Source organism: Arthrobacter sp. SLBN-53 (assembly GCF_006715585.1).
Lineage (GTDB): Bacteria > Actinomycetota > Actinomycetes > Mycobacteriales > Mycobacteriaceae > Mycobacterium > Mycobacterium neoaurum_A.
The window spans coordinates 1,839,079-1,864,008 of sequence record NZ_VFNN01000001.1 but is presented as its reverse complement, the minus strand read 5'-3'; the positions used below and the strand labels follow the sequence as shown (position 1 = coordinate 1,864,008).

At 68.1% G+C, this 24,930-nt stretch carries 10 protein-coding genes and 1 tRNA gene; 3 read left to right on the top strand and 8 right to left on the bottom strand.

Features of this window, described 5'->3' with window-relative positions; all coding sequences use genetic code 11:
- Positions 1-64: 64 nt before the first annotated feature.
- Positions 65-15,493 (bottom strand): non-ribosomal peptide synthetase, encoded by a 15,429-nt coding sequence (locus FBY28_RS08765; RefSeq protein ID WP_141865964.1) that lies wholly within the window; start codon positions 15,491-15,493, stop codon positions 65-67.
- A gap of 192 nt (positions 15,494-15,685) precedes the next feature.
- Between FBY28_RS08765 and FBY28_RS08760 the strand changes: the two genes are divergently transcribed.
- From FBY28_RS08760 to FBY28_RS08750, 3 genes are read left to right on the top strand one after another with little or no spacing between them, the layout of a single operon-like run.
- The gene (locus FBY28_RS08760) at positions 15,686-17,509 is read left to right on the top strand and encodes a non-ribosomal peptide synthetase (protein WP_141865962.1); all 1,824 of its coding nucleotides are present in this window, start codon (positions 15,686-15,688) and stop codon (positions 17,507-17,509) included.
- Positions 17,506-18,552 carry a MupA/Atu3671 family FMN-dependent luciferase-like monooxygenase gene (locus tag FBY28_RS08755; RefSeq protein ID WP_141865960.1) on the top strand — a complete coding sequence of 349 codons (1,047 nt, stop codon included), beginning with the start codon at positions 17,506-17,508 and terminating at the stop codon, positions 18,550-18,552. Before FBY28_RS08760 ends, FBY28_RS08755 begins: the two co-directional genes overlap by 4 nt.
- A 45-nt stretch (positions 18,553-18,597) precedes the next feature.
- Complete coding sequence (locus tag FBY28_RS08750) at positions 18,598-20,118, top strand: HAL/PAL/TAL family ammonia-lyase (RefSeq protein ID WP_141865958.1); 1,521 nt, start codon at positions 18,598-18,600, stop codon at positions 20,116-20,118.
- A gap of 13 nt (positions 20,119-20,131) precedes the next feature.
- Here FBY28_RS08750 and FBY28_RS08745 read toward each other — a convergent pair whose 3' ends face one another.
- From FBY28_RS08745 to FBY28_RS08715, 7 genes are all read right to left on the bottom strand, one after another.
- Complete coding sequence (locus tag FBY28_RS08745) at positions 20,132-20,581, bottom strand: hypothetical protein (protein ID WP_141865956.1); 450 nt, start codon at positions 20,579-20,581, stop codon at positions 20,132-20,134.
- Positions 20,582-20,747: 166 nt separating this feature from the next.
- A tRNA-Arg gene (locus FBY28_RS08740) sits at positions 20,748-20,820 on the bottom strand.
- Positions 20,821-20,953: 133 nt separating this feature from the next.
- Entirely contained in the window at positions 20,954-21,196 is a 243-nt protein-coding gene (mbp1, locus tag FBY28_RS26395) for a microaggregate-binding protein 1 (RefSeq protein WP_036460373.1), read from the bottom strand.
- Positions 21,197-21,373: 177 nt separating this feature from the next.
- Entirely contained in the window at positions 21,374-22,174 is an 801-nt protein-coding gene (locus FBY28_RS08730; protein WP_141865954.1) for a TIGR03621 family F420-dependent LLM class oxidoreductase, read from the bottom strand.
- An 18-nt stretch (positions 22,175-22,192) separates the two neighbouring features.
- Positions 22,193-22,906, bottom strand: a complete 714-nt coding sequence (locus FBY28_RS08725) for an anti-sigma factor (protein WP_141865952.1) — start codon at positions 22,904-22,906, stop codon at positions 22,193-22,195.
- Positions 22,903-23,448 (bottom strand): sigma-70 family RNA polymerase sigma factor, encoded by a 546-nt coding sequence (locus tag FBY28_RS08720; RefSeq protein WP_286177876.1) that lies wholly within the window; start codon positions 23,446-23,448, stop codon positions 22,903-22,905. Before FBY28_RS08720 ends, FBY28_RS08725 begins: the two co-directional genes overlap by 4 nt.
- A 147-nt stretch (positions 23,449-23,595) precedes the next feature.
- Complete coding sequence (locus FBY28_RS08715; RefSeq protein ID WP_141865948.1) at positions 23,596-24,888, bottom strand: NAD(P)/FAD-dependent oxidoreductase; 1,293 nt, start codon at positions 24,886-24,888, stop codon at positions 23,596-23,598.
- Between the last annotated feature and the right edge of the window lie 42 nt (positions 24,889-24,930).

Below are 24,930 nucleotides of genomic sequence, written 5' to 3'. Positions count from 1 at the left end.
CCGCGTTCGCGGTGTGTTGTGTTCAGGGGATCGGTTCGCCGAGAGCCACTCTCATCGGTTCATCTCAGCTCTCAACCTCGGCACTCAGCTCTGCGATGGTCGCCAGCTCGGCGACCGTGCGGTGCTCGAAGATCTGACGCGCACTGACGACGATCCCGGCGGCATGGGCGGCGGCGACCAGACGCATCGTGGCGACGCTGTCACCGCCCCGCTCGAAGAAGTCGTCGTGGATACCGATGTCGTCACCACCGATGACCGAGGCGACCGCATCGCACAGCGCGGCCTCCAGCTCGTTGCGCGGTGGCACCGCCGGCGCGGCGGCCAGATCGGGCACCGGCAGAGCGGCCCGGTTCAGTTTGCCGTTGGGCAGCAACGGAATGGCCTCGACGAGCACGACCGCCGCCGGGACCATATAGGCCGGTAGCCGGGCGGACAGCTGCCGCTTGAGCTCGGCGGGATCCGGTGCGCAGCCCGGGGCCCGCACGGCATAGCCGACCAGCACCACATGATTGGCCGTGTCGTGGCGGGCCACCACGGCCGCGTCCGCGACATCGGGCGCTGCCCGCAGTGCCGACTCGATCTCGCCGAGCTCCACCCGATAGCCGCGGATCTTGACCTGCTCATCGGCCCTGCCGTGGTAGACCAACTGCCCGTCGACCGACCAGCTGACAAGGTCACCGGTCCGGTACATCCGCTCGCCGTCGCGGTAGGGGTCGGCGACGAAGCGCTGTGCGGTGTTGGCCGACTGGCCGAGGTACCCGCGTGCCAGACCTGCTCCGGCGACATACAACTCACCGCGCACCCCGGGCGGAACCCGGCGCAACCACGTGTCGAGCACGTAGACCGTCGAGTTCGACACCGGGGTACCGATCTTCGGTTGGAACGCCCCGGCGGGCTCGGCGACCAGGGCGTCGACGGTGGTCTCCGTCGGCCCGTACAGGTTGTAGGCCCGGGTGCCCGGCATCGCGCCCAACTCGGCCCACAGCTCCGGCGGGACGGCCTCACCGCCGACACCGACCGCAGACAAGCGGCAGGCGCCGTCGCGGACGGCCCCGGCGCGGGCGACGCTGTCGAACATCGACGGTGTCAGCTCGATGAAGTCGAATCGCTGGTCGTCGAGCTGGGTGGCCAGCAGCGCCGGATCGCGACGTGTCTCGTCGGACACCAGGCAGATGGTGTGTCCGTCGTAGAGCCACAGCTGCGGTTGCCACGACGCGTCGAACGCGAACGACCAGGCGTGCCCGACCCGTAGCTGGTCGCGGCCCGCGGTCGCCATCGTCGGCCGGTAGAGGCGTTCGCGGTGGCTGGCGAACAGGTTGACGATGCTGCGCTGCGGCACGACGACACCCTTGGGCTTCCCGGTGCTGCCCGAGGTGTAGATCAGGTAGGCGGCATGATCCGGATGCGCCGGGGTGCGGCGCTCGGCGTCGGTGACGTCGGCATCGGAGAGCGTCCGGTCACCGTCTGCGTCTGCCATCGTCTCGGCGGTGATGGTGAGCACCGGGCGGGCATCGGCGAGCATGTGCGCGATTCGCTCGCGGGGATATTCGGCGTCGAGCGCCAGATATGCCCCGCCGGCCTTGTGCACGGCCAGAATCGCGATGAGCACATCGGCCGACCGGGCCAGATCCAGCGCGGCGATATCGTCGGCCCCCAGACCCCGCGCGATCGCGTGGCGTGCGAGCCGGTTGGCCCGACGGTTCACCTCGTCGAACGTCAGCTCCCGCGCACCATCGATGATCGCCAGGGCGCCGGGCGTGGCGCGCACCTGCGCCTCGAACAGCGCGGTCAGCGTTGCCGCCGGCGCGGGGAGTTCGGTGCCATGCCCCCATTCGGCGATCCGGCCGGGCTCGGGTTCGATCAGCATGTCGATATCGGACAGCCGGACTCCTCCGTCCTGCGACACCCGGTCGAGCACCGCCACCAGACGGGCCAGCAGCGCGTCGATGGTCGTCGTCTCGAACAGGTCGGCGTTGTATTCCATGGTGAGGGTGACCGATTCGTCGGCGTGCTCGACGAAATCGATCGACAGGTCGAACTTCGCCGTTCCGGTGTCGACCTCATCGGCGGTCAGCGTCATCCCGTCGATCTCGATGCGCTCGGTGTCCCCGCTCACCAGGTACATCATCATGATCTGGAACAGCGGGTGCTGCCCGCGGACGCGAATCGGATTCACTTCCTTGACGATCCGGTCGAACGGGATGTCCTGGTGGTCGAACGCCCGCAGGACGCCCGCCCGGTTGTCGGCCAACAACTCGGCGAAGGTCTGCCCGCCGCGCACCTGGGAGCGCAGCACAAGCGTGTTCAGGAAATAGCCGATCTGGTCGTGCAACAGCACATCCGATCGCCCCGACACCGGTGTTCCGACGACCACGTCGTCACCGGCGCCCATCCGGTTCAGCAGCGTGACCACCGCGGAGTGGGCGACCATGAACATCGTGGACTGGCTGTCGCGCGCCAGTGCGCGCAGCGCGCTGACGGTCGCGGGCGGCAGCGACGCCGTCACGGTGCCGCCACGGAAGGTGTTCGTCGGCAGGCGTGGGTGATCGGTCGGCAGGCCGGTCTCTTCGGGAACCCCGGCCAGCGCCTCCTTCCAGTACCGCAACTGATTCTCGGCGACACCGTCGAGCAGTTCGGCGTGCCACAGCGCGTAGTCGGTGTACTGCAGTGACAGCTCCGGCCATTGCGGTGCCAGCCCGGCGCGACGGGCCTCATAGGCCGTGCGCAGATCACGCAGCAGCGGTTCGTCGGACCACTCGTCGGTGGCGATGTGGTGGATGTTGACCAACAGCACGCTCTCGGCGCCCCGGGCAGCGAGGTACACCTTGACCGGTATCTCCTCGTCGAGGCGGAAGCAGTATCGTGCCGCGTCGCGGAGCTCATGGTCGGCGATCAGCTCGACCTGCAGATCCACCTCGGCGGGGTCGAGCACACGAGGCTCGAAGACACCGTCCCGGTCGGGATAGATGGTCCGCAAGATCTCGTGGCGCCCGATCACGTCGTGTAGCGCGAGTTCCAGTGTCTCGATGTCGAACCGACCGTCCACCCGCCACACCATGGGCACGTTGTAGGTCGGGTTCGGACCCTCCAGTGCGTAATGCAACCGCATGCTGGACTGCCCGGGCGACAGCGGCAGCCGGTCGGGCCTCGACCGCGCACCCAACGCCGGCCGCACCGCCGCGATACCGCTGTCCTGGTCGATACGAGCCGAGAGCTCGGCGACGGTCGGGGCATCGAACAGCTCACGAAGGCTCAACTCGACGCCCAGGACCGCGCGGATCCTGCCGAGCAACCTGATCGCCGACAGCGAATGCCCACCGAGAGCGAAGAAGTCGTCGTCGATGCTGACGGCGTCGACACCCAGGACATCGCCGACGAGCTCGCACAAGCCGGCCTGGGTCGCCGTGGCCGGCACCCTGCCGGATCCCGGCGAAGCAACCGGGTCAGGCAGCGCATCGCGATCGAGCTTGCCGGTCGCTGTCACCGGCAGCGCCTCGAGTTCGACGAATGCCGCGGGCACCATGTGCATCGGCAGCGCTTGCGCACCGAGGCGCCGCAGCTGGTCGGCAGTCGGCGAATCCGCACCCGCACATACGTAATAGGCGACGAGTGCACCCGCGCGCAGCAGTACGCGGACCGAGCTGACGGCCGGGTGTCTGGCGAGTACCGCCTCGATCTCACCGGGTTCGATGCGCACGCCGCGGACCTTGATCTGGTCGTCGTCACGGCCGCGATACTCCAGCTGTCCGTCCGACCGCCACCGCACCACGTCACCGGTGCGGTACATCCGGGCACCGGCCGGTCCCCAGGGATCGGCGACGAAACGTTCGGCGGTCAGTGCCTGCCTACCCAGGTATCCGTCCGCCAATTGCACGCCGGCCAGGTACAGCTCACCGGGAATGCCTGGGGGAGTGGGGCGCAGGCGGGCGTCGAGGACGTGGACACGGACGTTGGCACCCGGGACGCCGATCGCGACAGGGCCGCCGTCGGCGGTCCAGCCGAGGACGTCCACGGCGGCCTCGGTCGGTCCGTACAGGTTGTGCAGGGGGACACCCAGGCGTCGGGCGCTCCGGTCGGCGAGTTCCCGCGACAGCGCCTCACCACCCACGGTGACCCGGGTCAGGCTGGACAGATCAGCCGAGTGGTCGGTGTCGATATCGAGTTCGTCATCGAGTTCGTCATCGAATTCGTCGAGGAACAGTTCGAGCACCGAAGGGACGAAGTCCACGGCGGTGACGCCATGCGCGGCAATGGTCTCGGCGAGGTAGCGGGGTTCGCGGTGTCCGCCGGGTCGGGCGAGCACCAGGGTCGCACCCACACTGAGCGGCCAGAACACCTCCCAGACCGAGGTGTCGAAGCTGATCGGCGTCTTGACCAGCATCCGGTCGCTCACCGACAGCGGGTAGGCCTCCTGCAACCAGGCGATCCGGTTGGCGATGGCGCGGTGGGGCACGGGCACACCCTTGGGCCGTCCCGTGGTCCCGGACGTGTAGAGCACATACGCCCAGTGCTCACCCCGGGCTGCGCTCTCGGATCTGGCTGTCCTGGTGGTGCTTTCACCGTGGCGGGCGGCCCGGATTCGTGTGCTGTCCCGCAGCACGGTCACCGGCTGCGCGTCGTCGAGCATGAACCGCAGTCGGTCGTCGGGGAAGTCACTGTCCAGCGGCAGGAATGCCGCACCGCACCGGGCGATTGCCACCAGGGCGACGATCAGCTCGACCGAGCGCGGCAGCGCCACCCCGATGAGGGTGCCGGGCCCGGCGCCCTCGGCGGCCAGGTCGGCGGCCAGTCGGCGCGACCACTCATCGAGCTCGGCGTAGGTGAGCTCGGTATCCGCCTCGTCACCGCGCACCGCGACGGCATCGGGGCTGCGCAACGCCTGACGGATCACCATGGTGGCGAGGTCGTCCGGTGATACCGGTGTGACCGGTCCGGTGCCGACCTCGTCGAGCCATTGACGTTCACCGGGCAGGAACACCGCGGAATCCGCCATGTGGGTGGTGGGTTCGGCCACCACCTGGGTGAGCAGGGCCAGCAGGCGTTCGGTGATGCGCTCGACGGTGTCGGCGTCGAACAGGTCGGTGGCGAACTCCGCCAGGACTGTCATCTGGCCACGGGCGATGTTGTCGATCAGGGTGAAGCCGAGGTCGAACATGGCGGCGGTGACGTTGGGCGACAACCACTCTGTCGGAAGGTCCAGCACATCGGCGGTCGCATCATCGCGGTAGTGGTACCCGACGAAGGTCTGGAACAGTGGATTTCGTCCCGCGGCCCGCGGCGGGTTGAGCGCCTCGACCACTCGGTCGAACGGCAGATCCTGGTGGTCGAAGGCCGCCAGGTCGACATCGCGAACCCGGTCGAGCAGCTCGACGAACGTGGGGTTGCCCGACAGGTCGACGCGCAGCACCACGGTGTTGACGAAGAACCCGACCAACGGGTTCAGCTCGGCCTCGGTGCGCCCGGCAACCGGTGTGCCGACTACGATGTCCTCACCCGCGCCGAGTCGGTGCAGGAGTGCGGCGACGGCGGCATGGAAGCACATCACCGTGCTGACCTGATGCTCAGCGGTCATCCGACGCAGGCCCGCGACCACCGAGGCGGGCAGATCCAGGTGCAGCGTGCTGCCTGCGCCGCTGGGCTTGGCGGGGCGCGGCCTGTCGGTGGGCAGCGCCAGCTCATCCGGTGCGCCCGCCAGCGTCGCGGTCCAGAACGCGGTCTGCTCGTCGGCGACGGAGGCCAGCAGGTCCTGTTGCCACAGCGCGTAATCGGCGTACTGCAGGGGCAGTGGTGACCACTGCGGTGCCTGCCCGGCCCGCCGGGCCCGGTAGGCGGTGGCCAGGTCGTCGAGCAGCGGCGCATCCGACCATTCGTCGACGGCGATGTGGTGCAGGATCAGCGCGACGACATGATCGTCTTCGGCGACTCGCATGATCGTCGCCCGCAGGGGGATATCGGTGTTCAGGTCGAAGCGGTGGTTGGCCGCGGTGTCGACGAGGTCACCGATGGCGGATTCGTCGCAGTCGAGCACCGTCACCGGCACCCGTTCGCCAGGGGGCAGGATCGTCTGGTGCAGGGTGCCGTCCTGGGTCGTGAAGACCGTGCGCAGCACCTCGTGGCGGTCCACCACATCGGTCAGCGCCGCGGTGAACGCGTCCGTATCCAGCGATCCGCGGAGCCGGAAGGTCAGTGGATAGTTGTATGCCGCACCGGTTTCCCCGAGTTGTTCGAGGATGAACAGTCGTTCCTGTCCGGCGGACGGCGGCAGCCGGTCGGGGCGTGTCGCGGTGGTCAGCTCCGGGCGGGCGGGGCCGTCGAGCCGGAGTTTGGTGGCCAGCTGGGCCACGGTCGGGGCATCGAACACATCGCGGATGGTGAGTTCGGCACCCATCGCGCTGCGCACCCGGCTCATCAGCCGGATGGTCAGTAGGGAATGGCCACCGATGTCGAAGAAGTTGTCCTCGACGCCGACCCCGTCGACGCCGAGCACCTCGGCGAACAACTCGGCCAGGAGTTCCTCGACGGGATTCTGGGCGGCACGGCTTGTGGAGACCGGTGCGGCCGCGTCGGCATCGGGCAGCGCCCGGACATCCAATTTTCCGTTGTCGGTCAACGGGATCCGGTCCAGCGCAATGAACGCCGAGGGCACCATGTAGTCGGGCAGCGTGTCGCGCAGGTGGCGGCGCAGCGCGGCGATGGCCGCCGAGCGCTCGCGCGCCCCGGCAGGATTGTTGCCGAGTTCCTCCAGCGGGCGGTCGACGCCGGCGCGGGCGTAGAGATCGCCGAGCGGCTCGTCGGCGGTGGTGAACACGGCGTCCATCAGCGCCGGGTCGCCGGGGTGCCAGGTCAGCCGTACCGTCCAGCCGGTCTCATCGGCGAGCGTGTGCAGCTGCGCCGGGTCGACACCGGCCGGCGTGCTCAGCGCGGTCCTGGCCCCGGCGACATCGCCGGCCGCGAGTCGCTGCATCGCGGCGACCTCACCGGCCAGTCGTCCGTTGGGGATGGCCGTCACCCGCAGTCCGTCCGGACCTGCTTCCGTGAGTGTGGCCTTCACCGTCTCCAGGTCGCCGGGCCAGTGCAGTGCCGGGCGTTGCGCCGGTGCGGCGGGGGTGTCGGCGCGCAGGATCACGTCATAGCGGTGCCGGGTGAGTTCGTTGTGGAATGCGCCGGTCTTGAGTCTGATCTCGGCCGTCAGGCCGAGACGGTGTGCGAGCGCGACGAAGAAGTCGGGATCGAGCAGCAGTTCCTTCTCCAGCTCGACGCCCCGCTCGACGGCGCGTCGAACCTGCTCGGCGTCGGTGCCCTCAGCGGCACTTCGGGACAGCGCGATCGCGGTGTGGAAGGTGTCCAGGAGCAACCCGTTACGGACATCGCCGATGAAGAGCGCACCGCCGGGCCTCAGGTGCCGGGCCGCGCTCTCGATCACCTCGGCCAGGTAGCGCACCGATGGGAAGTACTGGATCACCGAGTTGATGACGACGACGTCGAAGTGCTCGGTGGGGACCTCGCCGAGTCGATGAGCGGGGGCGACCCTCAGATGGATCCGGTCGCGAAGCTCCGGTTCGGCACCCAGCTCGTTGTTCAGCGCCTCGATCACCGGCGCGGCCAGGTCGGTGCCCCAGTACTCCTCGACCCGTGGCGCGAGCTGTCCGAGCAACAGCCCGGTGCCGACGCCGATCTCGAGGATCCGGGCTGGGGACAACCCGGCGATGGCGGCCACCGTCGTCGCCCGCCATTCCGACATCTGCTCGAACGCAATGGGTGCACCGTCGTAGCTCGAATCCCAGCCGGCGTAGTCCTCGACGAACACCGCGGTGGAGATCGTCGAGTATTCGTCGGAGTAGATCTGTTCCCATTCGTCGACATGGGCGCTTTCGGCGGCCGTGCGGTCGTCCTCGGGGATGGCAGCAGGAACCAGATAGGCGACGAGCCGTTGGGTTCCGGGCACCCGGGGATCGGCGGTGGCGATCACCGCGGCCTGTGCGGCGTTCGGATGGGCGACGATCGCTGATTCCACGTCACCGAGCTCGACGCGGTGTCCGCGGATCTTCACCTGCTCGTCGGTCCTGCCGAGGAATTCGATATTGCCGTCGGCGCCGCGCCGGACCAGGTCACCGGTGCGGTACATCCGGGTGCCCGCCGGAGCGGTGGCGGTGGGGTACGGATTGGCGACGAAACGCTGCGCCGTCAGGCCGAATCGGTGCGCGTAGCCGCGGGCCAGGCCGGCACCGGCGATGTAGAGCTCGCCGGGACGGCCGTCGGCCACGGGGCGCAGCCACGGGTCGAGAATATGCGCGTCGGTGTTCCAGATCGGCTGTCCGACAGTGGGTTCGACACTGTCATCGGTGCCGCCGCCGAGGGTGTTGATGGTGTACTCGGTGGGGCCGTAGAGGTTGTAGCCATAGGTGGTGGGGTCGTCACGGAGCCGGTCCCACACCGCCGGCGGCACCGCCTCGCCGCCCAGCAGGACGAGCACGGGGTGGTGCTCACCGTCGTCGAGCAGGCCCTCTTCGAAAAGCAGTTGGGCGTAGGTCGGCGTCACGTTGATGACGTCGATCAGGTGTGCCCGGCAGTACGCCACGAGTGCGGCCGCATCGCGGCGCAACACCTCATCGCAGATGTGCACCTCGTGCCCCTCGACCAGCCACAGCAGTTCTTCCCAGGACATGTCGAAGGCGAAGGAGACCGTGTGGGCGATGCGCAGTCGCCGGCCGCCGGCCTTGGCGATCGCGGGGGCGAAGATGGCTTCCCGGTGGTTGAAGTGCATGTTGGTCAGGCCGCGGTAGGGCGTGACGACACCCTTGGGCGTTCCGGTGGACCCGGATGTGTAGATGACATACGCCGGGCGGTCCGGCGTGGGTCGTTCGCCGGTCCAGTTCGGCGCCGACGCATCCAGTGCGCTGTGGATTTCCGCGTCGTCCAACGTGATCCGCAGGCAATCCGGCGGGGTGATGGCGTCGATGCGCTCGCGCACCGCCGTCGTGGTGAGCAGGATGCGCGGACGGGCATCGTCGAGCATCACGGCCAGGCGCTCGTCGGGATAGTCCAGCTCCAGCGGCAAGTACGCCGCACCGGCGCGCAGCACCGCGAACAGGGCGACCACGGTGTCGATGGAGCGCGGGATGGCCAGCGCGACGGTGTCCTCAGCGGTGATGCCCTCGGCGGCAAGCAGACCCGCCAAACGGCTGACCCGCTGGTCGAGCTCGGTGCGGGTGACCGAGGCGGAACCGTACACCAGCGCCGTGCTGTCGCCGTCGGTGTAGTCGGCGAGCATCTCGGCGATGGTCAGGTCGGGTACCTCGTGGTGGGCCCGGTTGCTGCGGTCGGCACGGCCGTCGCGTTCGTCGGGGAGCTGTACCGTGACGGAGCACAGGGCGGCATCGGTTCGGGTGGCGAGGAATTCGACGACGGTGCGGTAGCGGTCCAGGAGGCGCCGAGCGGCCGATTCGGTGACGAAATCGGGCCGGTACTCCAGCTTCACCGCCAGGGTCTCCCCGGGGGCCACCACCCATGTCAGCGGGTAGTGGGATGCGTCGAAGGTGTCGTGGCGCAGGATGCCGAACTCGCTCTCGGCATCGGCGAACGCCTCGTCGCTCCAGAAGTTCTGCAGCACGAACAGGTTGTCGAACAGCGCTCCGCCGCCGGCGAGCAGACCGGAGCCGCGGTGTGCCTCGGCCACCGCGCGCTGGATATCACCGAGGCCGAGGAATTCATGGTCCAGGGACCGCAGCCGTTCGGCTTGTGCACCGCGCACGGTATCGGCCACCGATGCGCCGGGGTCGAGGCGCAGGCGCACCGGAACCGTGTTGAGGAACAATCCGATGACCGCGTCGGAGCCGTCCACCTCGGTGGGTCGGCCGGCGACGGTGGTGCCGAAAACCACGTCATCGCGCCCGGTCTCGTAGCCCAGGACGATGCCGAGTGCGGTGGTGAGCAGCGCGTTGAGGGTGACGCCGAGGTGTTGCGCGGTCTCCCGCAGCGCGTGGGCGCAGTCGTCGGAGAACTGGAGGTCGACCCGCGAGGTCATCGCCGGTTCGGCACCCGCGGCCTCGGGCAGCAGCAGGGTCGGTTCGGTGAGTCCGTCGTGGACGTGTGCCCAGTAGTCGGCGGCCGCCGTGTTGTCCTGGGCGCCGAGCCAGCGCAGATAATCCTGGTATCCGTGCGCCGGACCGCGCGGCGGGCTGAGGCGTCCCTGCGTGGCCATCGCGTAGGCGCTGAGCAGGTCACGCATCAGCAGTTCGCGTGACCAACCGTCCATCAGCAGCACATGGCAGCTCAGGATCAGCGCGTCACCGCCGCGCCTGCGGATGACGGTGAGCCGCGACAACGGCGGCGCGGTCATGTCGAACGGAACGTGTCGGTCCTGCTCGATCAGCCGTCGGGTGTCTGCCAGGGCGCTGTCCCGGTCGGCTTCGGACAGATCGACGAATTGCACACGGCAGGACGGGTCGCCGGCGATGAAGGCCACCGGGTGCGGCAGGTCGTCTGCCACGAACCCCGACCGCAGTACCGGGTTACGTTCCAGCACAAGTGCATACGCCCATTGCATGGCGGCGATGTCGACATTGTCGCGCAGCTCCATGACGTTCTGCAGGATGTAGACCGCGGCGTTCTCGGCATAGCGGGCCTGGAAGTAGATCCCCGCCTGCAGGGGCGACAGCGGCCACACGTCGACGACGGTGCGTTCGGTCGCCGCCGCCACCCGGTCGCGTTCGGCCGCGGAGAGTTCCAGCAGTGGCCCGTCGGCCACGGACGGCGACGCGTGCGCCCCGGAATCGGCCGTGAGGGCGGCCGCCACCGCCGCGGGCGTCCGATGGGCGAAGACCACCTGGGGCTTGAGCGGCAGTCCGCTGCGGCGCGCGCGTCCGGCGAGGCGGATCACCAGCACGCTGTCACCGCCGAGGGTGAAGAAATCGTCGTCTGCGCCGACCGGGACGCCCAGGAGATCGGTGTAGAGACCGATCAACTGCGCCACGACCGCGGCATCGGCGGTATGGGCGGGAGCGCCGGCGGTGACGGTTCCTGTGGCCGGTGTCGCGGCTACCGCATGCACCGGGGGCAGTGCCGCGATCGGCGCGGCGGGGTCGGCGGCGAACGCCTCGAGGATGGTTACGACATCGCCGAGCAGATCACCGGCCTGTGCGGCGCCGATCAGGCCGGGGTCGTAATCGAGTCGGAGCTGGAGATCGTCGGCGGCGTCGGCGACCAGCGCGACCGGATAGTCGGTCTTGACGCTGGATCCGTCGAATCCGCGGTAGGTCAGGGTGTTTCGGTCATCGTCGGTGGCGTCCGTGTCCGGGAAGTTCTCCATCACGACGACGCTGTCGAACAGGGTGCGGGTGCCGGCGGACCGGGTCAGGTCGGTGAGCCGCGCGTGCTGGGCCTCCAGCACGCGGTTCTGCTGTTCCTGCAGTCGGGTGGCCACCGAGCCAAGGCTGTCCGTGGGTTGCCACGACAGCGGCACCGGTACCGTGTTGATGAGCAGGCCGACGATCGATTCGACACCGGGATGGCCCGTTCCGCGCCCGGAGACCAGCGAGCCGAACACGACGCTGTCGATCCCGAGCCGGCGACCGAGCACCAGGCCCCACGCCGTGTGCACGACGGTGGCCGCGGTGACACCCGCACGCCGGGCGGCCGCGTAGAGACGTTCGGTACGCGCGCGCGACAGACTGGTGTTCACGTCGCGGTGGTCCTGGCTCGTGACCGCGCGCGAGTCGGTCGCGGCGAGCAGCGTGGGACGGACCTCGGCCAGGACGGTTTCCCATGCCCGCGAAGAACTCTCGGCGCGATGTTCGGTTTGTGCGACGAATTCGGCAAAGCCGTCGACGGTGATCTCCGGTGCGGAGCCGGCCACGATCGCATTGTGGACGTGTGCGATCTCGTCGAACATCGACGACAGCGACCACCCGTCGGCGATGATGTGGTGCATCGACTGGACCAGCCGGTGGTCGTCATCGGCCAGCGTCACCAGGACGTGGCGCAGTAGGGGCGGCCGGTCCAGCGCCAGCGGCGCGGCGCGTTCGGCGGCGGCGATGCGCAGTAGTTCGGCCTGTGCCGCGGCGGGGTCGGAACCGCGCAGGTCCACAGTGCGCCAACGAGGTTCGACCTGGCCGAAGACCACCTGCACCGGTGATCCGTCGACCAGTGTGTGCATGGCCGCCCGCAGGGCGGAGTGTCGTGCGATGACCGTTCGGATTGCTCCGTGCAGGGCATCGGGGTCGAGCGGGCCGCTCAGGCGGGCGATCTGTTGGATGCGGTAGAGGTCGGTCTCCGGCTCGGTATAGGCCGAATGCAGGTACATGCCGTACTGCAGGGGGAGCAGTGGCAGGACCGTGTCGATCGACCCGAGGACGGACAGTTCCGCGCGGTCGGTGGCACTGAGTTCGATGCCCGCGGAGGTGCCTGCTGTAGCGGAGGATTGACTGTCGGTGTCTATGCCGCGTGCGACGGCGGCCAGTGCCGCAGGTGTGGGGTGTTCGAGCACCTGCCGGGGCGTGACGGCGACGCCGCGCCCACGGGCCAGCGAGGCGACGCGGATGGCCGACATCGAGTCACCGCCCATGGCGAAGAACTGATCATCGGGACCGACGGTCGGGAGGCCGACCGCGGCGGCCATCGCCTCGCAGAGCACCGCCTCGAACTCGGTGCGGGGCGCGCGCCCGGCGGCGACACTGGTGAACTCCGGATCGGGCAGCGCCCGGCGATCGATCTTTCCGGTTGCACCACGAGGCATCTCGGGAAGCTGGACCAGGGTCGCGGGGACCATGTAGTCGGGCAGCCGGCGGGCCAGGGCGGCCCGGCAGAGTTCCGGGTCGACGCTGTCGTCGGCGGTGACGTAGCCGACCAGTCGCCTACCCCCGGCCGGGTTCTCCCGCACCGCCGCGGCGGCGTTGTGCACCCCGGGTAGCGCGGCGAGGGCCGATTCCACCTCGGCGAGCTCGATGCGGAATCCATGCAGGCTCACCTGGTCATCCGCGCGGCCCAGGTATTCGACCTGATGGTCGGGTGTCCACCGGGCGATGTCACCGGTGCGGTACAGCCGCTCCCCGGCTCCGCCGTGCAGGTCGGCGACGAAACGTGTTGCTGTGAAGGCCGGTTGGCCGATATAGCCGCGTGCCAACTGGAGGCCGCTGACGTAGATTTCACCCGCGACGCCGGGCGGGACGATCTCCAGGTGCGGGCCGAGGATGTGAATGGTGACGCCGGGGACAGGGCGCCCGAGTGATACCCGGCCGTCATCGACGACCGTGGTCAGCACGTCACCGGCGATCTCGGTCGAGCCGTAGGAGTTGACGAGTTCGGCGGTGGGGGACACCGCCCGCAGTGCCGCCACGGTCGAGGAGTCGAGTCGCTCACCGCTGCAGATCCATCGCGCGACGGAGCCGAGCCGCTCGGGTGCGGCCTCGGCGATGGCTCCGGCCAGGCTGGGGACCGCGAGTATCTGTGTGGCGCCTGCCTGTTCGATCAGTTCGGTCAACGCGTCACCGTCGGCTGCGGTGTCGTCATCGGCGATGACGACCAATGCGCCGGCCAGCAGTCCGCCGAGTATCTCGGTGCTGCCGTCGATGAACCCGATGGAGCTCTTGGCGATCCGGATATCTGACCCGTCCCGGGCCGACCATGATCGGGCGGCCCACCACAGCCGGTTGGCCAATGCACCGTGGGTGCCGATCACTCCCTTGGGCCGCCCGGTGCTGCCCGAGGTGTAGACGACATAGGCCGCATCGTCGGGGTTCAGCGGTGCGGCTGCGCGCGGTTGCGCCCGGGCGGTGACGGGCACCGAGGGATGCTCGGACCAGTCCGGCGCACTCGCGTCATCTACGATGATGACGCGGGGTTGCGCGTCGGACCACATGTAGTGCGCACGCTGCGCCGGGTAGCGCCGATCGATGGGCAGATACGCCGCGCCGGCGCGTAACACCGCCAGCAGCGCGATCACCAGATCGGTGCCGCGGGACAGTGCGACGGCCACGGTGTCACCGCGGCGCACGCCGGCATCGGCCAGTGCGCCGGCGAGCCGGTCGGCGGCGTCGGAGAGTTCGGCGTAGCGAATCTCGCTGTTGCCGTGGCGCAGAGCGATGCTGCGCGGCGTGCGACGCACCTGCGCGTCGAACAGTTCGGTGACGGTCGCGCGTAGGCCCGCCGGTCCGATGCCCACGGCGGACCAGCGGTCGGCATCGTCGACGAGGGGGATGTCGCCGAGCCGGATATCGGGGTCGGCGGTCACCGCGGCGAGCGCGCCGAGCAGTCGGTGGCCGAGCAATTCGACACCGGCACGGTCGAAGATGTCGGCGGCATAGACGATGCGCAGCCGACGTCCCCCGGAGGGCAGGTCGAAGAATTCGAATGCGATGTCGAATGCGGCGGGGGTGATCACGGGGTCGAGCAGGCGGCCCTGGACGTCGGGGAGATCGAGGCGTTCCGGATCCGCCGGCTGCAGCGACACCAACGCCTGGAACAGCGGGTTGCGGTTCGGTGAGCGGACCGGGTTGACGGCCTCGACGATCTTCTCGAACGGGACCTCTTGATTGCTCAGCGCCGCGAACAGTGTGCGACGGCCCCGGTGCAGCAGTTCGGAGAACCGCGGATGACCGCTGAGGTCCAGCCGCAGCGGCAGCATGTTGATGAAGAAGCCGACCAGGTCGTCGAACTCCTCTTCGAGCCGGCCGGCCACCGGCGTGCCGAGCGGGATGTCGTCACCGGCACCGAGCCGGGACAGCACGGCGGCCACCGTGCTGGAGAGCACGACGAACGGTGTGACATCGGCCGCTCGCGCGATATCGGTCACCCGCTTCGACAGGTCGTCGGGCAGCGGGATCAGCACCGCGTCGCCACGGTAGCCGCGCACCTGTGGGCGCGCCCGGTCCAGCGGCAGTGCCACCTCGGCAGGGGCGCCGTCGAGCACCTCGCGCCAGTGGTCGAGCTGTTCGTCCTGCAGACCCGGGGTCTCTAGGAGGTCGCGGTGGTAGCGCACGTAGTCGTGGTACTGGGCCGCGGGCGGTTCGCCCGGGTCACCTGCACCGTCACGGTGTGCGCGATAGCTGCGTTGTAGGTCGTCGAACAGCGGGCCGATCGAGTTGCCGTCGATGGCGATGTGGTGGATCACCATCGACAACACGTGTTCGTCGGCCGAGACCCGCAACAACCGGGCGCGGAACGGAATCTCGGTGCCCAGGTCGCACGCCCAGTTCTCCAGGTCGGCCCGCACCGTCGGCACATCTTCCCGGCGGCATTCGATGATCTCCAGGGCGGCGGCCTCGGGATCGACGACGGTCGGGTTCAGTCGCCCGTCGATCTCGCCGTACACCGTGCGCAGCGGAACATGGCGCCGGACAACGGTGATCACCGCGTTGTTCAGCGCGTCGACATCCAGCGGTCCGAGGAATTCGACGGCCAGTGGCACATTGTTCGCCGCGGTGGGGCCGTCCAGCCGGTACAGCGACCACAGCCGTGCCTCGCCGTAGGACGCTTCGCGCTCGTCGACAGCATGCATGTATGCGCTCCCGGGTCTGGTGGTAGAGGCGGCTCACCGATGCGAAGTGCACCCACGCAGGGCCGATAGCGCACCGGGCACCGGACGTCTTTCTCCTGACGGCAGCTTAGGCTAACTTAACTTGCCGTGGGATAGTCTCGGCGGGCGGCGACGCCGGCAAGGTCTGCATTTGCGAAGGAGACGCACGAAACGATGGCCGAACAGGTACTCCATCACATGTTCTGGCGCCACGCCGAGCGGCTTCCGGGTTCCCTCGCGCTGTCACATGTGACCGAGGCGGGACGGTGTGAACTGAGCTACACCGAACTGGAGAAAGCGTCCCGGCGGCTGGCCGACGCCCTCACCGATGCCGGTTTGCAGCCGCAGACGCCCGTGGTGATCATCGCCGACCGCGGCCCGTCGATGGTCATCGCGATGTTCGGAACACTCACCGCCGGTGGCGTTTTCGTCGTAGCCAATCCGGCGCACCCCGTCGACCGGGTTCGCCATGTCATCACTGCGGCGCGGCCAGGGGCCATCCTGATCGACGATGACGCGCCGCAGGAGCACCGCCGGCTCGTCGAGGAGGAGTTCGCTCACCTGCCGCACCTGTCGACCGCTCCCGCCGCTTCGGCGTCCACGCGACTCGACCGACCCGATGTGACCTGCAACGACCCGGCCTATATCGCGTTCACCTCGGGATCGACGGGTTTGCCCAAGGGCATCCCGCACCGGCATGCCACGCTGCAGCAGTTCGTCGACTGGCAGGCGGTGGCGTTCGGGGTGTCCGCGGGCAGCCGGGTCGCGGCGCTGGCGCCACCCGGGTTCGACGTGTCGTTCTGTGAGATCTTCGGTGCGTTGACGCGCGGTGCATCCGTGCACATGGTCTCCGATGAGATCCGCAATGATCCCGCCGCGCTGGTGCAGTGGCTGCGGGCAGAACGTATATCGCTGCTGCAGATCGTGTCTGGGCACTGGGCCACGCTGCTCGCCGAGATCGAGCAGACCGGTGCCGACCTGCCGCACCTGACCACCGTGCTGTTCGTCGGCGAGGCCTTGTCACCGTCGGTGGTGGCGCGATCGCGTCAGCTGCTCTCACCCACAACGAAACTGGTCAACGTCTATGGCCCCACCGAGGTGGTGGCGGCGACCTTCTACCCGATCGGCGAGCTGCCCGCCGACCTGGGCACCGTCCCGATCGGGCATGCCATTCCCGGCCGGACGATCACCCTGCGTGATCAGGACGGGAACGTTGGCGACGAGGGCGAGATCTGCATCGCCAGTTCCTATCTGACCAAGGGATATCTGAACGACGACGCGGCCACCGAGAACCGTTTCGTCACCGTGCCCGATACCGGCGAGGTGATCTACCGCACCGGCGACGTCGCGCGCCGATTGCCCGACGGGGAGCTGCTTTTCGTCGGCCGCACCGACAATCAGGTGAAGATCAACGGTCAGCGCGTCGAGTTGGAGGACGTGGAAGCCGCGGTCATGAACACCGGTGCGGTGCTCGCGGCCGCCGCCGATGTGCGGACCTCACCGACCGGGGCGATGACGCTGGTGGTCTTCGCCGTGGCGCAGCGGACCGACGATTTCGATCCCGAGTCCGTCAGGGAACAACTCGCCGCCGCCCTGCCCGCGTACATGGTCCCCTCGGCCGTCATCGCGGTAGAGCACCTGCCGCGCAACGCCAACGGCAAGATCGACCGCCCCGCGGTGGCGCAGCTGGCCTCCCCGGAGCCCTACGAGGACGACGGCGACCAACCCACCGGCGAGGTGGAACTGGCCATCGCCCGGATCTGGCAGGACCTGCTCAAACAGCAGGGCATCTCGCGATCGGCGAACCTCTTCCGCATCGGTGGAGATTCCCTGGTGGCCACCCGGATCCTGTCGCGGGTCCGCAAACAGTTCGGGGTGCGCATCAGCTTGGGCACGTTCATCGATGATCCGACGATCCAGGGCCTGGCCATCGCCGCGGCATCCGCCCCGGCAAGTCCGGTGATCGGTGGCACGGCGGGGGTGCGCGCCGCGCGATGAACTTCTCCCTGATGTTCTTCGCCAGCCTGGCCACCGGTGACGCGCAACGGCACTACCAGCTTCTCCTGGATGCCGCGCGGATCGCCGACCGGCGGGGCTTCGCCGGAATCTGGACCCCCGAGCGACATTTCGACGAATTCGGTGGTGTCTTCCCGAATCCGGTCGTCACGAATGCGGCGCTGGCTGCGGTGACCGAGAACATCCAGTTGCGGGCGGGCAGCGTCATCTCGCCGTTGCACGATGCGCTGCTGATCGCCGAGGACTGGTCGATGATCGACAACCTGTCCGGCGGGCGGGCCGCGGTGTCCTTCGGCTCCGGGTGGAATCCGAATGACTTCGCCTTGGCGCCCGCACAGTACGGCGGTCGCAAGGACCTGATGTGGGAGCAGATCGACACGGTGCACGCGCTGTGGCGCGGGCAGCGGATCCGGCGGACCAACGGATTCGGCGCGCAGATCGAGGTCGAGTTGACCCCGCGGCCGGTGCAACCGCAGTTACCGGTGTGGATCACCACCGGGGGCACCGCCGAGACGTTCGTGCGCGCCGGCGCCGCGGGAGCCAACCTGCTGACCCATATGATCACCCAGGATTTCGCGGAGCTGGCCGAGCTGATCGGCCAGTATCGCCAGGCCAGGCGGTCGGCCGGTCATGATCCCGAAACCGGTTGTGTCACCGTCATGTTGCACACCTTCGTCGGCGCGGACGCCGACCATGCGCGGGCGGTGGCCGCCGCGCCGTTGCGCCACTACCTGGGTTCGGCCCTGCAGCTGGACATCAAGGCGGCGGCCGCATCCGCCGACGGTGACGGCTATGACGACGACATCCTCGAAGAACTCCTCGACCTGCGCGTCGAACGCTACTTCGACGGTGTGGGCCTGCTCGGCGATATCGACCAATGCGTCGACGTCGCCGGGCGATTCGCCGAAATCGGTGTCGACGATATCGCCTGCCTCGTCGATTTCGGCGTCGACGCACACGAGGCCCTGGGAAGTATCGAACGGCTCGCCACCGTCAAGGACCGTTGTTCCGCGGCGGCTCGCTGACTCACCGGCTGCCGCGCCACCATCGAAGATCAGAAAGACGAAGTGATGACAGAAACCCGTAGCATCTCGCTGGACTTCTACCACCTCGACGATATCGCCGATATCGTCGACAACGCACAGGAACTCACCCTCGACGGCGAGGTGCAGGAGTGCATCGGCCGCGGTGCGGACTACATCGCCAGCATCGCCGGCGAGGATCGCCACATCTACGGGATCAACACCGGCTTCGGCTCGCTGTGCGTGCGGCGCATCGAGGAACACGAGCAGTCCGAACTGCAGCACCGCCACCTGCTGTCGCATGCCTGCGGGGTGGGGGAGCCGATGCCCGCGCGGATCAGCCGGATCACCACCGTCATCAAGCTGCTCACGTTCCGCAGCGGGTACTGCGGGATCACGCCGAACACCGTGAACCGCATGCTCGACTTCTGGGCGCGCGGTATCGTGCCGGCCATCCCGAAGAAGGGAACCGTCGGTGCCAGTGGTGATCTCGCGCCGTTGGCGCATCTGGCCCTGCCGCTGATCGGCGAGGGGAAGGTCTATTACCGGGGCGAACTCGTCGACGCCGCCACGATGCTGGCGGGTGAAGGTTTCGAGCCGCTGCGGCTGCGCCCCAAGGAGGGGTTGGCGCTGACCAATGGCGTCCAGTACATCAACGCGATCGCCGTCGACTGCCTGCTGCGCGCCCGCACCCTGATCCGGTTCGCAGATCTGGTGACGGCGTTGAGCATTCAGGGTTTCAGCACCGCGAAGAGCTTCTATCAGCCGCTGCTGGAGAAGACCTGGCGGCACCCCGAGCGCGTCACGGTCGCCAAGAACCTGGAGACATTGTTGGCGGGCAGCAACCACCACGAGCTGCCGCAGTGCAATATCGCCCACGAAGATCCCTACTCGTATCGCTGCGTGCCGCAGGTGCATGCCGCGGCGCGCCAGGCGATCAACTTCGCCACCCAGATCATCGAGCAGGAATGCAACACCGTCTCGGACAATCCGGTCTTCTTCTACGAGGAGGGCACCGAACTGTGCGCGGGTAACCTGCACGGCGCCTCGTCGGCGATGGTGATGGACCTGTTGGCGATCGCGTTGACGGATCTGTCGAGCATCTCCGAACGCCGCACCTACCAACTGTTGTCCGGCCAGCACGGCCTGCCCGACTATCTGGTGGCCAAGCCCGGTCTGGACTCCGGGCTGATGATTCCGCAGTACACCTCGGCCGCCCTGGTCAACGAGAACAAGGTGCTCTCGGCCCCGGCCAGTGTCGACACCATCGCCACCTGCCAGCTGCAGGAGGACCATGTGAGCATGGGCGGGACGTCGGCCTACAAGCTGATGCAGGTCATCGACAACCTGACCTACATTCTGGGTATCGAATTGCTGACCGCCGCCCAGGCGATCGACCTCAACGAGGGACTGCGTCTCTCACCGGAGACGGCGAAGCTGTTCAACGAGTTCCGTTCGGAGGTGAGCCATCTGGACCAAGACCGCTACCAGCACCCCGATATCGAGAAGGCACGGCAGTTCGTGGAGCAGCGCGCGCGTCGGTGGTGTGACGAGCTGGCGGTGCAGTGACCGAAGCGGGTCGCTAGACCGCAAAGATGCCGGCGGTCGAAATCTCGAATCCCCGGCCATTGGCGGTGCAGGTCATCCCCGACTCCTCCGACAGGCAGGTGAACGGCCCGAGCGCCGCGCTCTGGCCATAGGCGAGGACGCCCTGATCTGTGGGTCCGTCACTGCCACAGGTCGGGCCGGTGCAGACGTCTGTCAGCGACCCATCGGCGCGGATTTGTACGCTCTGTAGTGGTTGCTGGGACATGCAGTAGACCCCGTCCGGCAGCGATTCCGCGCCTGCGGCGGCGGCGCGTCCAAAGTTGATTTCGCATTGGATGTTGCCCGACGGCGACCTGAAGAACTGAACGTGCGCGTCGTCCGCCCCGGAGTAGGGATTGGCGGCTGCTTGTGGCGCCAACGTCGCCAACCCCATCACCGTCACCAGGAGCGACATCCCGATACGCGCGCCGATAACCTTCTTCATCGTCGGAGCATAGGCACAGTGGACGCGGTGCCAGTCCTGATTCCGTGCACTCCGCCGCTTGTTGGCTTGGTGGTGCGGCGGACGACACCGCTACCGAACCCGCGTGGTGGTCCTGGCCCAGGACCTTCAGAACACCGGCGCGCACGCAAAGCCCCAAATAATGGAGTGCCCCCGGCAGGATTCGAACCTGCGACACCGGCTTTAGGAGAGCCGTGCTCTATCCCCTGAGCTACGGGGGCGGCACCTGCCGAGGCAGACCTGCAGAAGTCTAATTGACTCCCCGCCGCCGCTGTCCGCAGGATCGCGAGCGCCATACCTCGGGCACGCAGAAGGGGACGGTTCTGCGAGAACCGTCCCCTTCTGTGAAGAGTCCTACTTCGATTCTTCGGCGGCCTTCTGGCGGGCCTCGTTGGTCTCGGCGGCGCCTCGTGCGGCCTCGGCCTCGGCTTCCTTCTTTGCCACGTCGCGCTGGGCGTCGGCCTTGTCCTGCTGGGCCTCGCCCTCGCGGCGCAGGTCGTCATTGCCGGTCACGGCGCCGGCCGCTTCCTTCAGCTTGCCCTTGGCACCCTCGACGACGCCCGAAATGCCCTCTGCTGCTCCATTGCTGTCACCCATGTCGGCTCCCTTGCTGGTCGCGTGAACGGTGTGCTGTGTCCTCAACCTCACCAATTGTCTGCAGGAAGTGGATGCCCAGACCGCCGCACCCGAAAACCTCCGGTCTGCAGTGGCGCACGTCACGCTGCGCCGAAGCGGAGGGGTCACATAGCAATTATGTTGCAGCACAAGGGAATATCAGCGAAGCGCGGCCATGACCTGCCCGAACGCCTCGGCGTGGGCCTCCTGTACCACCAGGTAGCTCGCCCCGTATTCGTCGTGCAGCCGGCGCACCTTGGCGGCCATCTCGTCGATCGATCCGGACAACACACCGGGCAAGGTCAACAGCTGCTCATCGGTCAGGTCCGGCGCATAGTGCCGGGTCATGGCCAGGTTCGGGCTCCCGGAGCCGTCGGTGGGCACCGCGGTGATGGCGACATTGAGTTCGATATCGGCGAAGCGGTCACCGGCAACGGAACGCAGGAACGCGATCCGTTCGGCAAGCGGATCCTCTCCACTGCCGCCGGTGACGCCGACGATCGCCGCCCACCGGGCAGCCACGGTCAGGAGTCGGTCCCCACCACCGGCGATCATGATCGGCGCGTCGGGAACGTGCTCGGCCAGGTACGCGGTCACATGCTCCAGATGTTCGACCCGTTGACGGGCGGGCGGAAACGGCAGCTCGGCGGCCTCGAACTCCGCCCGCACGTAACCGGCGCCCAGGCCCACCTCGAAACGACCCGCTGACAGTTCGTGCAATGCCGCGACGTCGCGGGCCAGCAGTGCCGGCTTGTAGAACCCGGCATTGAGTACGAAGGTGCCCAGCCGCAACGTCTCGGTGACGGCGGCGATCGTCGAGAGCACCGGGAACGGCGCAGGTGCGCCGAGGTGGTCGGGTACCAGCACGATGTCGTAGCCGAGGTCCTCGGCGCGGCGGGCCGCCGAGCGCACCTTCGCCGCCGACGAGGTGTCGCGCAGGCCCAATCCGAATCGGAACATGGACCCGATGGTAGGCACCTATGTCAGTGGCAGGGAGGCAAACGGTGTGCCGGTGGGCAGGGCCGAACCCTCACCGGGTTCGACGGTGAAGGCCAGCGTGATCGAGTCGCCCAGATCGGGTAGCACCGCCGTCGTCGACGGGGCGATGGCCTGTGCATTCATGGTGCCCGCCGAGTGCGGTCCGGCGTCGTCGATCAACCACATCTGATAGACGGTGCCGTTCGCGGGCGGGTTGACGTTGTTCATCACCAGCACGCCGGCATTGCGTTCACGGGAGAACACCACGGTCGCCGTACCGCCGGTCGGGATGTCACCGGACACCGTGCGCACATCGGGCGCGGCGAAGATCTGTTCGGCAGTGGTGGTCTGTGGCGCCGGGCGCAACGACCAGCCGATCCCGAACGTGGCGACACCGACTACGATGGCGGCCGCTGCGGCGGTGAGTAGGGTCGTCCACCGCCGGGGTTGGCGGGGGCGCAGCTGACGCACCGGATCGGCGCTGGCGGCAGCGAGCACCCGGTCGCGTAGTTGATCGGACGGTTCGGTCGCGGTGGCCGATGAGACGATGGCCATGGCCTCGCGGACCTGCCGGACCTCGCTGGCGAATGCCTCGGCGACGGAATCGGGGACCGCGCTCAGACGCCGGTCGATATCGGCGCGTTCGGCGTCGTCGACCGCATGCAGGGCGTAGGCGGTCGCCAGCGTCAACAGATCGTCATGCGGGCTGGTCATGCTGCCCCCAGGCAATTGCGGAGTCCGCGGATCGCGTCACGCATCCGCGATTTGATGGTCGCCAGGTTCGCCGACAGCCGGTCGGAAACCTGGACGTAGGTCAGTCCGTCGTAATAGGCCAGTTCGATGCACTCGCGTTGCTTGTCGGTCAGCGACCCCAGGCAGTGGGTCACCTGCCGGTAATCCTCGTTGTCGAGCACCCGGTCGGCGACCTGGTCGACGGGAGGTTCCACGGTCGCGGCACCGTAACGGGATTCGCGGTCGGCGCCGGCCTGCTCGGAACGCACCCGGTCGACGGCGCGGCGGTGCGCCAGGGTCATCAGCCAGGAAAGCGGGGTGCCCACCGCCGGGTTGTAGTCCCCGGCATTGCGCCAGACCTGCAGATAGACGTCCTGGGTGGTTTCCTCGCTGTATCCGGGATCCCGCAGTACCCGCAGGACCAGACCGAACACCCTGGCCCTGGTGTGGTCGTAGAACGCGGCGAAGGCGTCCACATCGCGTTGCGCTACCCGGCGCAGCAATGCGTCGAGGTCTGACGTCACGTTCCGTAGAATAGCGGGCTCGTCGAGCAGCGTCACGGAATGCCCCGTTTCATCTGTGACCTCCCATCTGCGGGAACCGCCGTCCCTGGCTGCTCGGCCGGTCCGAAATAGCTTGCGCCCGAGACGCACTGACGGTGCCGAAGGCAATCAACATGGCATCGCCTCGGATTCCCGTGCCGCCGGCCAGGGTGCTCCCAACCGCTCGGCGGCACGCACACCGGAGACTGCGCCGTCCTCGCGGAATCCCCAGCCATGATAGGCGCCCGCGAACACCACCCTGTCATCGTTCAGCAGCGGCAACAATCGTTGGGCGGCAATGGATTCCGTCGTGTAGATCGGACGCTGGTAGGTCATCTCGGTGATCACGGCGGCCGGGTCCACCCGCCCGGAACCGCCGAGGGTCATCAGGTGATGGCGCGCACCGGTCATGCCCAACAGTCGACTGATGTCATAGGTGATCAGCGCGTCCCGCCCGCTCTCGGGCAACAGATAGTTCCGCAGCGCCCGGGCCGCGGGCCGGGTCGGCAACACCGAGGTGTCGGTGTGCACGCAGACGTGTTCGGTCGAGTACCGAATGGCCCCCAGCGCTGCCCGTTCGGCATCGGTGGGTTCGTGCAACGCCTGCAGTGCCTGATCCGACCGGGTCGCGATGACCACGGCGTCGAACTCGCGCAACGTCCCGCCGGCCCGCAACTCGACACCGTCGGCGATGCGCCGTACGGCGCCGGCCGGGGTGCCGGTGCGCACCTCGTCGACGTGCGCGGCGATGGCGTCGACGTAGCCGGCAGACCCGCCGACGACGGTGCGGGCGGCCGCGGACTCGGAGCCCGGGAGCATCCCGTGCTGCTGCAGGAACGCGAACAGGTAGCGCGCGGGAATCTCCATCGTCGTGCGCGGCCCGCCGGACCAGACGGTGGCCACCAGCGGTGTCACGAAGTGGTCGGCGAAGTATCGGGAGAATTTGTGCACCGCGAGGAAGGCGCGCAGCGTGCCGGTGTCCTCGGCGTCCCCGGTTTCCAGCAGAGTGGCGGCGGCTCGGTGAAACCGGTTGACCTCGGCCAGCATGCGCAGATATCGGGGCCGAGCAATGTTCGACCAGGAGGGGAACAACCCGCCGAGGCCACGCATACGCGCGTACTGCAGGCCGATGCGGTCATCACGCACCGAGAGCGAGGGGTCGGCATGGATGGTGTCGACACCGAGATCGGCGAACAACCGGCACAAGGTGGGGCGGGTGTCGTCGTGGATCAAGAACGCCGAATCGATGGCAATCGTGTTGCCGGAGCCGTCATCGACACGATGGTCGCGCCGGTGGCCGCCCAGCTGGTCATCGGCCTCGAAGAGCGTGACATGGTCATGCGCGGACAGCAGATACGCCGCCGTCAACCCGGCGATGCCGCTTCCGATGACGGCAATGGACCGACTCCTCCGATACTGCACGATGGTGATTCGGGACCGTTCGGCTAACGGATGGGTGACATT